The organism is Limnoglobus sp. (genome assembly GCF_059499385.1).
In genome coordinates this window covers 1-15,191 of sequence record NZ_JCABYM010000142.1, presented here as the reverse complement: position 1 = coordinate 15,191, position 15,191 = coordinate 1, and the positions used below count along the sequence as shown (strand labels likewise).

Sequence of the window (15,191 nt, the reverse complement as noted above, 5' to 3'; positions counted from 1 at the left end):
GAAGGTCTACCCCCCTCCCTAACCCTCCCCCCCAAGGGGGGAGGGAACAAAGCCGGGCCGCGGAATCGGCGCTGTTGTTCTCGGTCAGGGTCATCGGATCAGTTCCGAGGTGGCGGAGAGCATGTTGTCGGACGTCCGCACGGCCCGCGTGTTGAACTCGTAGGCCCGCTGCGCCAGGATCAGGCCGACGAGTTCCGTCACCACGTCCACGTTCGACCGCTCCAGGAACCCCTGCCGAATCAGCCCGGTCCCGTTCAGCCCCGGCGTGGCGATGATCGGCGCGCCGGACGACGCCGTCTCCGCGAACAGGTTCCGCCCCTCCGCGCTCAGGCCGGCGTTGTTCGGGAACCGCACGAGCGTGATCTGCCCGAGGTTCACCGAGGCGTTCGTCGCCCCGGCGTTGATGACGGACACCGTCCCGTCCGGGGCGATCGACACGGACACGGCGTCCTGCGGGATCGTGATCTGCGGCGACAGCAGGAACCCGTCGCTGGTGACGAGGTTGCCGACGGCGTTCAGCCGCAGCGCCCCGTCGCGGGTGTACCGCAGCTCGCCGTTGGGGAGCGTGACCTGGAGGAACCCCTGCCCCTCGATGGCCACGTCGTTGGGGTTCTGCGTGTTGACGAGGCCGCCCTGGGTGAACACCTTCGTGATGCCGGCGACCCGCACCCCGCTGCCGATCTGGAGGCCGGTGGGAACTTGCAGCCCCTGGAACGCCTCGGAGCCGGGGACCCGCTCGGTGACGTAGATCAGGTCCTGGAAGTCGGCCTGGCCCTTCTTGAACCCGTTCGTGTTGACGTTGGCGAGGTTGTTCGACGTGTTGTCGATCACCGTGGCCTGGGCGTTCATGCCGGTGGCGCTGGTGAACAAGGCGCGAATCATGGATGCCTCCCAAAGTAGTGGGCACACTCCGTGTGCCGTCTCGCGGGTTCGAGTCTTCGAGAACCCGCGGAACCTGCCCGCGGCGTGAAGCTCTCGCGGAATCTCGAAGACTCGATTCCGCGGACGGCACACGGAGTGTGCCTACTACTATGACGGCCGCGTGTTGAGCTGCACCGTCTCGGCGATGGTCCGCAGGGCGCGCTGGGTCGCGTCGTAGAACCGGGCCGCGATCACCATGCCGGTCATCGCCTCGGCCGGGTTCACGTTCGACCCCTCGCGGTAGCCCTGCAGCACGCGGCCGCCGGTCGGTTGCACGCCGGCTTCCTGCGGCGCGTCGAACAGCGTGTCGCCGACGGGGACCAGCTGCTTCAGGTTGCCGACCTGCACGACCCGCACGCGGCCGACCGGTTGGCCGTCGGCCGTCACGTTCCCGTCGGCCGCGATGTTAATTTCGCTCGCCGTCGGCGGGATCGCCAGCGGGCCGGTCTCGCCCTGCAGCGCGTAGCCGCCGGTGCTGACGATCTGGCCCTGCGAATTCAGATGAAACGCCCCGTCGCGGGTGTAAAGGACGCGGCCGTTGGAATCGCTGACGGCGAAGAAGCGGTCGGCGTCGGAGAGCGCGAGGTCGAGCGGGTTACCGGTCTGCTGCATCGGGCCGACGCGGAAGTCGCTGTACCCTTGCGCCAACCGCGTGCCGACGATGTCGCCGGTCTGTTCGAGCGTTTGGTTGACGACGCGGTCGAAGGTTTCGTAGGCGACGCCCCGCTGCCGGTAGCCGGGCGTGGAGACGTGGGCGAGGTTGTGGGCGGTGATTTCCTGGGCGCGGCCGGCCGCGTCGAGGGCGGACGCCGCGCTGTAGAGGCCGCGAAACATGACGCGATTTCCCCCGGGAAGTTCACGCAGGGGTTATCGACGCGGCAGGGCCGGCAGGTTCATTCTTTCCGGCAGAATCGGCAGGGGTTGCCGGGGTTGACAAGTCAAAAGCACGGCGAGCCGAGCGGCGTAAGCCGCCGGGTGTTGGACACTCACCCGGCGGCTTACGCCGCTCGGCTCGCCAAAACTTGCTACGCCGTCGCGAGGACCATTTGCAGCCGGTCGGACGCCACGAGCTGGCCGGTCTTCTCCAGCTTGATCGCCTCGTCCTTGATCCCCTCGAAGCCCTCGCGGACGATCTCCAGTACCTTGATCGCGTTCCGCACGTTCGCCAGCCGCGGCGTCTTGATCTCGTGGACGGCGAACTCGTACAGCCGGAGCATGTTCAGGCCCATCTGTTCGTCCACGTCCAGTCGCACGCCGGCGGCCAGCTCGGACAGGATGAGCTGCGTCTTCGCCAGGTACGGCGTCGCGACCGGGATGTCGCCGTTCGTCAGCGCCTGGGCGGCCTTATCCAACCGGGACAGCGCCCCGTCGAACATCGCCAACAGGACTTCAATGCGGGTCATGCCGACGGCGGGCTCGGACTGGCGGTACTTCTGGTAGGCGTTCATGGGGTGCGAAGTCTTCCGTGGTGAGGCGGGCGGGCGTCACTTGCTCGTCGGGATCAACGCCGCGAGGTTCGTGCTCAGCCCCTTCAACTTGCTGACGGCCGATTCCATCGCCGCGAACTGGCGGACCAGGGCTTCCTTCTTCACGTCCATCTGGTCGTTCTGCCGCGTGATGACCTTCTCCACGTCGTCGAAGTCGGCCTTAAAACGGTTATCGAGTGTCTTGAACTTCCCGTTGATCGGATCGAGGTATTTATTCAAGACGGCGTTCAGCCGGCTCGCGATCCCCTGCGTCACGTCGAGGCTCGCCGTCGTCGCGGCGGCGGCCGTCACCCGCACCTGGAGGCCGTCCGTGTTCGCGTTCCCGGAGCTGCCGGAGAGGATTTGCCCCAGACCCGAGGCGGTTTCCGTCTTGCCGGCCACGGTGAACGACCCGGCGACGTTCGTGCCGGTCCCCTTCTCCCCGCCGGCGAACCCGAGCGGCTTGCCGGCCCCGACGGCCGACCCGCCGGCGACGACTTCCACGGACGAGGAGCTGCCGTACTGGTTCGCCGTGATCCGTAGCCGGCCGCCGGACACGTCCACGCTCACCTGGCTGCCCTGGAGCGGCGGGTCGGCGTTGATGACGGACTGCACGGCCGCCGCGAGCGTGCTCGGCGTGTAGTTGCCGGCCGCGAGCGCGAGGTTGCCGGACCGCACGCCGTTGACGACGATGCTGAACCCGTTGTTCGTGCCGTCCACCGTGATCGCGCCGCCGAGGGCCTCGCCGCCGGTGACGCCGCCTCGGGTCGCCGGCGACGTGACGTTCACCTGGTACGGCGCGCCGACGGCCGACGGCTTCGTCTTGTCCGACCCGAGGACGAAGCTCACGCCGCTGTCCGTCGAGACGCCGGTGTACGCGAACAGCCGCTTCACGTCCGCGATGCCGACGCCGGTTTCCTGCCCGGTCAACACCTTGTCGAGCTTCGACGAATCGACGCTCAGCTTCCCCTTCTCGTCGAGCGTGACGCCGATCGCGGAGAGGCGGTTCGCCACCGACTTCACGCCCGGCACGGCGGACGTGAGGGCGTTCGTTAGCTCGATCTGAATGTCCGTCGCGTCCCGGCTGCCGAGCAGCACGCCGGCCGCCTTCGTGTCGGCGGCGAAGTCGTCCCGCTTGTCGATGAACTCGACGACCTTGTTGTAACTGTCCACGAACTCTTGAACGGCCTTCTTCGCCCCTTCCGTGTCGCTCGCGACGTTGACGGTGATCTCCTTCGCCGGGTCGGCCTTCGTCAGGTTGAGCGTCACGCCGGGGATGACGGTGTTGACCCGGTTCGTGTCGCTGCGGACGGTGATCGCGCCGGGGCCGCTGCCGAGCTTGATCGTGGCGTCCTTCGCCTCGGTGATGGTCGTGCTCAGCGGGTTGATCGCCGCCCCGGTCCCGCCGGTCAGGTCGTTGGTGACACTGATCGTGTTCGCCGCCCCGGTCTTCGCGGAAGTTAACAGCAGCCGGTACGGGGTCGCGGAGCCGTCGTTAATCAGGGACGCCCGCACGTCGCCGCCGCCGTTGTTGATCGCGTCCACCAGCCCTTGCAGGGTGTTGTTCGCCGGCCCGACGGTGACGGTCGTGGCCTGCCCGCTGCCGACGCGGAGGGTGAGCGTGCCCTCCTTGATCTGCGTGCCGGGGTCGGCGAACCCCTCGGACGCGACGGCCTGCGCCTGCGCGAGGCCGGTGACGGCGAGGGTGTACGTGCCGGGCGTCGCGGACGACCCGGCGGTGGCCGTGAGGGCGTCGTCGGACGTGATCGCCTTGCGGGCGTCGAACGCCCCGGCGACGGACCGGCCGAGCTTGCCGATGGCCGACTGCACGTCCGCGAGCTGGTCGCGGATGGCCGTGAACGTGCCCTGGCGGAGGGTGATCGTTTGCTGGCGGGCCTTCAACTGGGCGATCCGGGACGCGTTGATCGACGTGAGGCCGTCGATGAGCTTCTGCGAGTCGATGCCGGACGACAGGCCGCTGAAGTTGAGGCCGTTGCTGTTCAAGTTCGAGATGGTGGCCATGACGGCCTCGCGGATGAAGGTCGAAGTTTAGAGGAAAACGCGCGAAGCCCGACGGCCCAGGGGGCCGTCGGGTTTCCGCGCGAGTCGGGTTGTTGCGTCCTACGAAGGGCTTATCGAAGCAGACCGGCCACGAGTTGCGTCAGCTGGTTCGCGTTGCCGAGGACGGTCGTCCCGGCTTGCAGTTGGCTCTGGAACTTCGTGAAGTTCGCGATTTCCGTCGCGAAGTCCGTGTCGCGGATGACCGACTCGGCCGCCTGCGTGTTTTCGAGCGTCGTGCGGAGGTTGTTCGCGGTGCTTTCCAGCGTGTTCGTCTGGAACGCCCCGAGCCGGCCGCGGAGTTCGCTCACGTCGGCGATGGCCTTGTCGATGACCTTCAGGGCCTCGGCCCCGTTGGACGTGTCGATGTTCGCCAGGCTGCCGAACGCGTTGCTCGCGCCGACGCCGATGCTCGTCGAGCTGATCTTGTCGAACGACACCTTCACGCTCTCGCCGGAGTTCGCCCCGACCTGGAACGTCAGGGAGTTGTTCACGACGGTCACGTCGCCTTGCACGCCGGTGACGGAGGCCGCCGAGGTCGCCGAGGCGGCCGCGAACGAGACGGCCAGGCCCTTGGCCGCGCCGCTGGTGGCGGTGAGGACGTTGCCGCTCCCCGTGCCGGCGACGCCGTTGATCGTGCCGGCGACGTTGACGCCGGTGTCCGTCAGGGCCGTCGTGCCGATGCCGCTGCTGTCCGCCGCCCCGGCCCGGTCGGAGATGGCCGTGATCGTCGCCCCGCTGCCGTACTCGTTGCTCACCAGCCGGGTCTCGCCGCCGGCCCCGTTCTTGTCGGCCTTCACCCCGGTCTGGCTGCTGAACTCGTTGATCTTGTCCACCACCTGGTCCTGCGACAGGCCGGCCGTCAGCTTGATCTGCACGCCGTTGATGTTCAGGTTCTCGTCGTTGGCCAGGGCCGCGGTCTGGAGCGTGCCGGCCTCGACGTTCGCCTTCTCGGCCGCCGTCGTCACTTCCACCGCGTACGTGCCGGCCGTCGTGTCGATCGTCGCCTTGCGGAACGTCACGTCCGTGTCGCTGGTCGTCCCGCTGACGCCGGCGGACCCGTCGAACAGGTTCTTCGTGCCGAACTTCGTGGTGCTGGAGATGCGGTCGATGGTCGTCAGGATGTTGCTGATTTCCGCCTGGTTCGCCGCCTGGGCGGTCGCGTCGTTCACGCCGCTGTTCGCCGAGTCCACGGCCAGCGTGCGGACCTTGTTGAGCAGCTTGTTGACTTCGTTCAGCGCGCCTTCGCCGGTCTGGACGAGGGAGACGGCCTTGTTCGTGTTATCGATCGCCGTCCGGAGGCCGGCGATTTGCGCCCGCTGTTGTTCGCTGATGACGAGGGCGGCCGGGCCGTCGGCCCCGCGGTTGACCTTCAGGCCGGTCGAGAGCCGTTCGAGCGACTTCGCCAGCGAGCTGTTCGTCCGCTCCAGGCTGTTCTGGGCGTTCAGGGCGGAGTTGTTGTTAACGAGCGAAAGGGCCATGGGTGCGATATTCCTGATTGTTGTTGTCGTTGGATGAGGGGGAGAAACTCGCCCCCCGGAGACGTGATCGAGAGGGGCGGGGAAAATTTGCCCAAATTTCGCCCCGGCCGGGGCGGGGCGCGGCCCCGACTTCCGGGAAAGGAACGGCCGTTCGCGGGGGGCGGGAGATTTCCGGCGGGGCGACGGCGGGCGACCGCCCCGCCCGGCCGCGTTACCGCTTGTCCGCCTGCACCTTGTCGAACATGAGGTTGACGAACGTTTCCAGGCAGGTCACGTACTCCGAACTCGCGAGCTGGTGGACCTTGTAAACGAGCGCCCGCCGCCGCTCCAGGAACTCGACGAAGTACTCGACGCCCATCTTCTCCAGTACGCCGCCGGGGTTCTGGGCGTCGAGCAACTCGGCGATCTCGTCCGCCCGCAGGTCACTGGCCCGCTCCTTGTGCCGCTCCAGCCAGTTGACCAGCTCCGGCAGTGCCGCCCGGTCGTGGAGCAGCTTCAGCGCCTCCTCGTCGGCCGGCGGGCGGCCGTGCATCCGCGGCAGCAGCCGGTCGATGGACAGCGTGCGGAGTTCGTTGACCGTCAGCCCGAGCGCGTCGGCGCACTGGCTGACGGTCGCGTTCCGCAGCCGCCGCTTCGGCCCGCCGTTGAGGATTTGCCGGATCGTGTGCCGGTTGAGGTTGGAAATTCGGGCGAAATCTTCTTGGTTCCAGCCGCGCTCCTCGACCAATTTCGAGATTTTGAACGCAAGTTCCCCGCCAGCGTCACCCGGCCCGCTGCCGTTCATCGTGCACCCCGCCGCCGTGCGAGTTCGAGTAAGTTTCGGAGTAAGAAGGTAGGCTCCAGTCAACCTACGAGGCCGGCTAGGGGGAAAATTTCGCGGCCGCTCGTGTACAATTTCACGATGCCGGCCACCCTCGCGTTGTTCTTCCAGGCCATGACCGCCCGCAGCTACGCGCGGGTGATCTGGATGTTCCGCAACCGGACGTGGATCCTCCAGGAGACGCTGCTGCCGATGCTCTCGGTGGCGGCGTTCGCCTACGCGTACCGCGCCATGAACGCCCCGGACCGATTCGTCGGGTACGTCGTCCTCGGGGCGGCGATGACCGCGTTCTGGTTCAACGTCCTCTGGAGCATGGGGGCGCACCTGTACTGGGAGCGGGACAGCGGGAACCTCGAACTGTACATCATGTCGCCGGCCCCGATGATGGGCATCCTCGCCGGCATGGCCCTCGGCGGCATGGCGACGACCGCGACGCGGGCGACGGCCATCCTCGTCACCGGCGTCCTCGTGTTCCAGGCCCCGATCACGTTCGAGTACGCCGGGTCGGCCCTCGGCGTGTTCGCGCTGACGCTCGTGGCCCTGTACGGGTTGGGGATGATGTTCGCGTCCCTGTTCCTGCTCTGGGGCCGCGAGGCGTGGCACATCGTCAACCTCTTGCAAGAACCCGTGTTCCTGCTGACCGGGATGAACTTCCCGGTGAAGATTTTCCTGAACCTGCCGGTCGTGATCCTCGGCGCGGCGCTCGTCATCCCGCTGACGGCCGGCATGGACGCGATGCGGCAGCTGCTGTTCACCGGCGCGGCCGACCGGCTGATGCCCATCGAGCACGAGGTCGCGATCCTGGCCGGCCTCGGCGTGTTCTTCCTGGTCGCGGCCCGGTGGTTCCTGGCCGTGCTGGAGCGGAAGGCGAAGAACGACGGGAAGCTCGGCCTGCGGTGGCAGTAGGCGGCGGTTCCCGAAAAATCGCGCCGCCCGGCGAAAACGGGTCAACTCGGCAAAACCGGCATGACGATGAGATTGGCGTCGCGACGCGGGCGGCGAAAGCTGCCCCGGCCGACAGGGGTTCGACGGTTCGCCGCACGGACGCGGGCCGCCGGACCACGTCGGTCCCGGCCGAAATACTGGCCGGGGCCGGCCGACCCGTGACCTCTCGCCGGGCCGCGGCCGACCCCACCCACGGCCCGGCCCGGCGATGGTGACGGACTCGTTCACACGACCACCCCACGGATGGGAGCGATCATGCGCCGTTTCGTCGTACTCACTCTGCTCGCCGGCGTCGCCGCCGCGGGCGTCGGCTGTCAGCGGGCGCACGTCGCGGGGATGAGCGACGTGTACCACCACCCGGACAACGCCGTCATCAACACCGGCCACGGCAACCCGTACCGGCCGACCGGCGGGCCGATCTACAACGCGGCCGTCCCCGAGAAGATGCCCGCCCCGCTGCCCGGCGACGCGCCGAAGCAGGAGAAGTAGCCCTCAAAGCACGAAATCCGAAGGACGAAATCCGAAAGAAGAACCCTGCCGGTTTTCCTTTCGGAGTTCGTCCTTCGGATTTCGTGCTTATTGTGGCTTTGGCTGCTTCCCCGCCCGCGCCCGCGGGGCGAGCTTCGGCTTCGCCGCCGCCGCCGTCGCGCTCGCCGGCGTCACCCCGCTCGGCGTCGATTGCAGCCGGTCGGCCGACTTCTTCGCCAGCTCCAGGAACTGCTGCTGGCTCCGCAGCGGCGGCTCGCCGTTCGTCGGCGTCACCCGCTTGTACGTCCCGTCCGGAAGCAGCAGCCGCGCCTTCTGGTTGTCCGCGAGCGTCGTCTTCAGAATCTCGTCGATGACGCGGGCCTTCAGGTCCGGCTGCTCGATCGGGAACACGACCTCCACCCGCCGGGTGAGGTTGCGGTCCATCCAGTCGGCGCTGCCGACGTACACGTCCGGGTCGCCGGCGTTCTCGAAGTAGAACACGCGGCTGTGCTCGAGGAACCGGTCCACGACGGACGTGACGCGGATCGTCTCGCTGACGCCCGGCACGCCGGGCCGCAGGGCGCACACGCCGCGGCAGGCGATGTCGATCTTCACGCCGGCCTGGCTGGCCGCGTACAGCGCCTTCACGACGGCGGGTTCGAGCAGCCCGTTGACCTTCGCGCGGATGCCGGCCTTCTTCCCCGCCTTCGCGTTCGCCGCCTCCTTCTCGATCCGCTCCAGGAAGAACGCCATCATCCGGGACGGCGCGACGATCAGCTTCTTCCACTGCGGCAGGGCCGCGTACCCGGTCAGGTGGTTGAACAACAGCGCCACGTCCGCCGCGAAGTCCGGGTTGCAGGTGAAGATGCCGAGGTCGGTGTACGTCCGGGCCGTCGTCGGGTTGTAGTTCCCCGTGCCGAGGTGGACGTACCGGCGGAGCTGGTTGTCCTCGTCCCGGCGGACGACGAGCGCGACCTTGCAGTGCGTCTTCAGCCCGATGAACCCGAACACGACGTGGACGCCGGCCTTCTCCAGCTCCCGCGCCCAGAGGATGTTCCGCTCCTCGTCCAGCCGGGCCTTCAGCTCGATGACGGCCGTGACCTGCTTGCCGCGGTCGGCCGCCCGCTGGAGCGCCCGGACGACCGGGGAGTCGGAACTCGTGCGGTAGAGCGTCTGCTTGATGGCCTGCACCCGGTCGTCGGCCGCGGCCGCCTCGATGAAATCGACGACGTGCTTGAACGACTCGTAGGGGTGGTGGACAAAAATATCCTTCCCCCGAATGGCCGCCCACGGCGTCGCCGCCTGAACGAACTCGCGAACCAACGTCGGCACGACCGGCGGGTCGCGGAGGTCGGCGAACCCCGGCAGGCCGTAAATCTGGAACAGCCCGGTGAGGTCGAGTAGCCCCGGCACACGGGTCACGTCCGCGGCGTGCAGGTCGAGCGCCGCCGTCAGGAACTGCTCCAGGTCGGCGGACATCGTCGTCTCGATCTCCAGCCGCGAGGCGTGGCCCCGCCGCCGCTTCCGGACCGAGTCCTCGATGGCCTGAAGCAGGTCATCGACTTCGTCGTCGATTTCAAACTCGCTGTCGCGGGTGACGCGGAAGGCGTGCGTCTCGGTCAGCTCCATGCCGGGGAAGAGTTCGCCGAGGTGCAGCCGGATCACGTCCTCCAGCGGGCAGAGGGCGACCCCGTAGTCCGGCAGCCGGATGTCCTGGCTGGACGACGACGAGTCGGCCCGCTCGTCCCGCACGGCGACGACGCCGGACTCGTTCGCCACCGTCTTGTTCACCTGGAGGAGCACGAACCGGGCGAGCATCCCCGGCACCTGGACGACGGCGTACAGCGGCTCCGGGTCTTCCGGCCGCTTCAGCACGACGGCCAGGTTCAGCGACTTGTTCAGCAGGTGCGGGAACGGGTGGCCGGGGTCGATGGCCAGCGGCGTGAGGACGGGGAACACCTGATCGCGGAACACGTCCTTGAGGTGCTTGTGGTCGGCGTCCGTGAGGTCCTTGAGCGGCCGGATGACGATGCCCTTCTCCCGCAGCGCCGGCAGCACGTCGTTCAGGAGGCTGGCGTACTGCTGTTCGACGAGGCCCTTGACCGTCTCCGCGATGCGCTCGAGCTGGACGTGCGGCGGCAGCTTGTCCCCGCCGGACCCGCGGGAGATGCCGGCGAGGACCTTTTGCTGGAGCCCGCCGACGCGGACCATGAAGAACTCGTCGAGGTTGCTACTGAAGATGGCGTGGAACTTGACCCGCTCGAGGAGCGGCACGGTGGCGTCTTGGGCCTCTTCGAGGACGCGGCGGTTGAACTCGAGCCAGCTGAGTTCGCGGTTGGTGTACAGGGACGGGTCGTCGAGGTTCACGGCCGACATCGCGCAGCGCCTCCGGGACGGGAACAGGCAATATATGACCGCCGGCCGCCGACTTTTCCGTTGAGCCGCCCCCGCGGCGTCCGCATAATAAGCCCGACGCCGGCGTCGGCGCGGGCCGACCGCCGGAAACCCATAGATACCATCGCCGTCCGTTGTTGCTCGGACCCGCCGCCGTGCGGGGTTGACACCGTTACCGCCGCGGCCGCCCCGGCCGCGCGACGACCATGGCCGTACCGACCCCTTCCCTCGCCGTCCCGCGCCGCCCCCGGCGCGGCCGCCGACCCACGGGCCGACCGTCCCCGAGCGCAACGGGCCGCCGAAAGGGCCAGCCCGTATGCCTGAAATCCTTACCGCCGTCCTCGTCCTCGTCGCCGTCGTCGTCGGCGTCGGCAGCGGCATCTTCCTGACGAAGTTCTACGCCCGCGGCCGCACCGGCACGACCGCCGTGGACCTGCCGGCCGTCCGGTCCGCCGAGTCGCAGGCCAAGGACATCCTCGACCGCGCCGAGCGGGAGGCCGAGCGGGTCGTCCGCGACGGGGAGCTCCGCGCCAAGGAGGAGGCGTTCCGCCGCAAGGAGGAGATTTCTCGCGAGCTCGAACTCACCCGCGGCGAACTCCGCGACAACGAGCGCCGCCTCGAGAAGCGCGAGGACTTCCTCGACACCAAGCTGAAGGACCTCACGAAGAAGGAGCAGCAGATCGAACTCCTTCAGAAGAAGATCGCGGAGAAGGCCGCCGTCCTCGACCGCAAGGGGAAGGAACTCGACGGCCTGATCGAAGAGGAGACGAAGAAGCTCCAACACATCACCGGCATGACCCGCGAGAACGCCGAAAAGCTCTTGCTCGACCGGCTCGAGCGGCAGCTCGCCGACGAGGTCGCGGTCCGCCTCCAGCAGCACGAGAAGAACATCAAGCAAACGGCCGAGGCGAAGGCCCGCGAGATCGTCATCACCGCGATCCAGCGGAGCGCCGCCGACCACACGGCCGACACGACCGTCAGCACGGTGGACATCCCGAGCGACGACGTGAAGGGCCGCATCATCGGCCGCGAGGGCCGCAACATCCGCACGTTCGAGAAGGCGACCGGGGTGGACGTGATCGTGGACGACACCCCCGGCGTGGTGATCGTGTCCGCGTTCGACAACGTCCGCCGCGAAACGGCCCGGCTGGCGCTCGCCAAGCTCATCGCCGACGGCCGCATCCACCCGACGCGGATCGAGGAAGTCGTCGCGGAAACGCAGAAGGAGATGGAGAACCACATCCTGGAACTCGGCCGGCAGGCGGTGATCGACGTGGACCTGGCGCTGCCGTCCGAGAAGCTGTTGCACCTACTCGGCCGGCTGCGGTTCCGCACGAGCTACAGCCAGAACGTGTTGAACCACAGCATCGAGGTCGCGCACCTGTGCGGGCTGATGGCCGCGGAGGTCGGCCTCGACCCGCGGCTGGCCCGGCGGTGCGGCCTGCTGCACGACATCGGCAAGGCGGCCGACCACGAGATGGAGGGCGGCCACCCGAAGGTGGGGGCGGAGCTGGCGAAGCGGTACGGCGAGACGAGCAAGGAGGTGCTGCACGCGATCCTCGGCCACCACGACGACATCACGATCGACAACCCGTACACGGTACTGGTGGCGAGTGCCGACGCGATCAGCGCGAGCCGCCCCGGCGCGCGGCGGGAGACGCTGGAGAAGTACGTGAAGCGGCTGGAGAACCTGGAGGCGGTGGCGTGCGGGTTCCCGGAGGTGGAGGCGGCGTTCGCGATCCAGGCCGGCCGCGAGCTGCGGGTGATCGCGAACGCGCACCGCACGAGTGACGCCGACGCGCTGCGGGTCTGCCGCGAGATCGCCCGTGCGATCGAGCAGCAGCTCGACTACCCCGGCGAGATCAAGGTGACGGTCATCCGCGAGACGCGGAGCGTCGAGGTGGCGCGGTAGAAAGTTGTTGGCACGAAAATTGGACAGTCGGTAGACTGTGGCAACTCTCCGAAGTTGAGGTCCCGTCGTCGCGAGGGTACGCCCATGCCCGTGACCGTTCACTGCCCGAACCCGGCGTGCGTGAAGAGTTCGACCGTGGACGAACAGGCCGTCCGCGGCCTGTTCCGGTGCGGCCACTGCGGGAAGTCGTTCGCCCTTCGCCGGTCCACCCTCGAGATGGCCCCGCACGTCCCCGCGCCCGCCCCGCCGCCCGTCAAGCAAATCGACCGGTACGAAATCCGCGGCCGCCTCGGGGCCGGGGCGTTCGGCACGGTGTACCGGGCCTACGACCCGCAGCTCAAGCGCGAGATCGCGCTCAAGGTCCCCAACCCCGGCGTACTGGACGGCCCGAAGCGGGTCGAGCGGTTCCTCCGGGAGGCGCGGGCGGCGGCCAACCTCCGCCACCCGTTCATCGTGCCGGTGTACGACGCCGGCCGGGACGGGGACCAGTACTTCATCGCCTCCGCGTACATCGACGGCAAGCTCCTGGCGGACGAGGTGGCCGACGGCCCGCTCCCGATCGACCGGGCCGCCGAACTGGTCCAGCAACTGGCGTCGGCGGTCGGGTACGCCCACTCGCAGGGGATCGTCCACCGGGACGTGAAGCCGTCGAACGTGATGCTGGACGGCAAGGGCCGGGTCCACCTGTTGGACTTCGGGTTGGCCGCGCGGACGGACGCCGCGACGAAGCTGACCAACGACGGGGCGGTGATGGGCACGCCATCGTACATGGCCCCGGAGCAGGCGGCCGGGCAGCACGGCGAAGCGAACCCGGCGGTGGACCAGTACGCGCTCGGCGTCATCCTGTACGAGCTACTGACCGGCAAGGTCCCGTTCGAGGGGCCGTTCGCGGTGGTGATCCACAACGTCCTCCACGCGCAGCCGGAGCCGCCGTCGAAGTTCCGGGAGAAGCTCGACAAGGACTTGGAGACGATCTGCCTGAAGGCGATGGCGAAGCGGCCGGAGGACCGCTACCCGAGCTGCGACGCGTTGGAGGCCGACTTGCGAAGTTGGCGGAACAAGGAGCCGATTACGGCGCGCAGACAGGGGGCAGGCGAGCGGTCGTGGCGGTGGGTGAAGAAGAATAGGGTCGTAACCGGACTTGGAGTGTCCGTGATCTTGGCGGCGGGTTTGGGGGCGTTGAGTGCAACAATACTCGCGGCAAAGGCGAATGACAGTGCCCAAGTCGCGGAATCTGAAACTGCTCTCGCACAAGAACAAAGGCGACTTGCCGAGCAGGCGACCGAGAATGCGGAAAGGCATCGTCTCGAAGCCGAGTCAGCATTAAGAGAGGCGAACGCCCATCGGCTTCAAGTCGAAAGCAAGAACGCGGAGTTACTCCGTGAGCGAGAAAAGGTCAGACAACAGGAGTACGTAGCGGACGTTCGGTTGGCCTACTCGGCTTGGGAAGAGGGTCGCGTACCACGGATGCTTCAGCTGCTGAATAACCAAATTCCAGTGACTCTGGGAAAGGACCACCGTGGGCTTGAGTGGCATTTGCTACGCCGCCTACCTCAAACGGCCAACCGCTTCCTAATGCAGATGGGCCAGGGCGGGAAGCCGGCGATAGCTTCCAATGGAAAGCGGATAGCGTTGCCCACCAGGGATGGGAAGATCGCATTGTACGACACAACAACGTATTCGGAAGTTAGCAGATTGGACACGGATACAAACAAGAGGATCGTTGCTGTTGCTTTCGATGTGGCAGGAAGCCAACTGGCTGCTACAACAATAGATGAAGAAACTTTTCACTATGATTTGACCGCGCCAAATATTAAGAAGAAGTTGCTCGGCAAATCGACGCCAAGTACGAATGGGTGGAGTAGACAGGCCCTCTCCTTTCACCCCACAAAGCCATTCTTGTACACGGGTTCATCGTCCGGCGAAATAGCATGTTACGACTTGGCCTTAGGTACTGTCGCATGGCGACGTTCTCGGCTCGGGGAGTCGGTTTGGGGCTTTTCGTTCAACAGTCCTGCGGATCGGTTGGCATTCACTACGGATGAGGGCCTGTATTTAGTCTCCGTTGCCAATGGTAGAACGGTTTGGCACACAGGGGGGTCGCAAAACATCGGCGGACATGTACTCCGCCAACCGGTCTTCGCCGACAACGACTCATATATTGTTGCCCCCAATTACACTGGGCATTTGGTTGTATTTGATTCCAAATCTGGTTCGCTTGTTCGCACTGTCAAGGGACATAGCACCGAAGCAAGGAGTTTGATTGCTTTTAATGGAGGCACACGCCTTGTGAGCGCCTCTTACGACGGAACGCTGCGAGTTTGGACTGCTGGTAGTTGGATTTGCACGGCGTGCCTACGTGGTCACCGCGGTGGGATAGAAGGGTTGGCCGTCGGCGGACCTGGCCCGACGGTAATTTCTTACGGTCCGGACGATACTACGTATCGTGCCTGGAGCGTCAATGAAGATCAAGAAGGCCAACAGCTCCAAGGTTTCAACACGATAGTCAACAATGCTGCCGTGTCGGACGATAACAAAGTTTGCACTCAGTCCGGTCGTACGATTCAAGTTTGGGACATCGGCACACGACTGACCACATCAAGATTCAATCTAGCAGCCGACCCGCTTGGGATGGACGTGACGAGAGACGGCAAAAGAATATACATCCTATTTAGAGGCTGTTTCACAACTGGTCTTGCACTAACTCCCGCCCTTGCGGCATGATG

11 protein-coding genes are annotated in these 15,191 nt (G+C 66.7%); 4 read left to right on the top strand and 7 right to left on the bottom strand.

The window, feature by feature from the left end; genetic code table 11:
- Window positions 1-90 precede the first annotated feature (90 nt).
- The 6 genes from flgG to AC5JJ2_RS24395 form a co-directional block, all read right to left on the bottom strand.
- A complete protein-coding gene (flgG, locus tag AC5JJ2_RS24420; RefSeq protein ID WP_495860658.1) occupies window positions 91-882 on the bottom strand; it encodes a flagellar basal-body rod protein FlgG in 792 nt (263 codons plus the stop codon).
- A 147-nt stretch (window positions 883-1,029) separates the two neighbouring features.
- The gene (locus tag AC5JJ2_RS24415) at window positions 1,030-1,755 is read right to left on the bottom strand and encodes a flagellar hook-basal body protein (RefSeq protein WP_495860657.1); all 726 of its coding nucleotides are present in this window, start codon (window positions 1,753-1,755) and stop codon (window positions 1,030-1,032) included.
- A 191-nt stretch (window positions 1,756-1,946) separates the two neighbouring features.
- Window positions 1,947-2,369, bottom strand: a complete 423-nt coding sequence (locus tag AC5JJ2_RS24410) for a flagellar export chaperone FliS (RefSeq protein ID WP_495860656.1) — start codon at window positions 2,367-2,369, stop codon at window positions 1,947-1,949.
- Window positions 2,370-2,405: 36 nt separating this feature from the next.
- Window positions 2,406-4,409, bottom strand: coding sequence for a flagellar filament capping protein FliD (gene fliD / locus AC5JJ2_RS24405; RefSeq protein ID WP_495860655.1), 2,004 nt, complete (start codon window positions 4,407-4,409; stop codon window positions 2,406-2,408).
- Between the two features lie 110 nt (window positions 4,410-4,519).
- Window positions 4,520-5,926: a flagellin N-terminal helical domain-containing protein gene (locus AC5JJ2_RS24400; protein WP_495860654.1), complete on the bottom strand. Its 1,407-nt coding sequence runs from the start codon at window positions 5,924-5,926 to the stop codon at window positions 4,520-4,522.
- Window positions 5,927-6,137: 211 nt separating this feature from the next.
- The gene (locus AC5JJ2_RS24395) at window positions 6,138-6,710 is read right to left on the bottom strand and encodes a helix-turn-helix transcriptional regulator (protein ID WP_495860653.1); all 573 of its coding nucleotides are present in this window, start codon (window positions 6,708-6,710) and stop codon (window positions 6,138-6,140) included.
- Between the two features lie 117 nt (window positions 6,711-6,827).
- Between AC5JJ2_RS24395 and AC5JJ2_RS24390 the strand changes: the two genes are divergently transcribed.
- Together AC5JJ2_RS24390 and AC5JJ2_RS24385 are read left to right on the top strand one after the other, a co-directional pair.
- A complete protein-coding gene (locus tag AC5JJ2_RS24390; protein ID WP_495860652.1) occupies window positions 6,828-7,652 on the top strand; it encodes an ABC transporter permease in 825 nt (274 codons plus the stop codon).
- 294 nt (window positions 7,653-7,946) lie between these two features.
- On the top strand, window positions 7,947-8,180 hold the full coding sequence (locus AC5JJ2_RS24385; RefSeq protein ID WP_495860651.1) for a hypothetical protein: 234 nt from the start codon (window positions 7,947-7,949) through the stop codon (window positions 8,178-8,180).
- An 87-nt stretch (window positions 8,181-8,267) separates the two neighbouring features.
- Here the strand turns inward: AC5JJ2_RS24385 and ppk1 are convergent, their stop codons facing one another.
- Window positions 8,268-10,535 (bottom strand): polyphosphate kinase 1, encoded by a 2,268-nt coding sequence (ppk1, locus tag AC5JJ2_RS24380; RefSeq protein WP_495860650.1) that lies wholly within the window; start codon window positions 10,533-10,535, stop codon window positions 8,268-8,270.
- A gap of 334 nt (window positions 10,536-10,869) precedes the next feature.
- Here ppk1 and rny point away from each other — a divergent pair, with 334 nt between their 5' ends.
- Window positions 10,870-12,465, top strand: coding sequence for a ribonuclease Y (rny, locus tag AC5JJ2_RS24375; RefSeq protein ID WP_495860649.1), 1,596 nt, complete (start codon window positions 10,870-10,872; stop codon window positions 12,463-12,465).
- 84 nt (window positions 12,466-12,549) lie between these two features.
- A complete protein-coding gene (locus AC5JJ2_RS24370; RefSeq protein ID WP_495860648.1) occupies window positions 12,550-15,189 on the top strand; it encodes a protein kinase domain-containing protein in 2,640 nt (879 codons plus the stop codon).
- The last annotated feature ends 2 nt before the right edge of the window (window positions 15,190-15,191 follow it).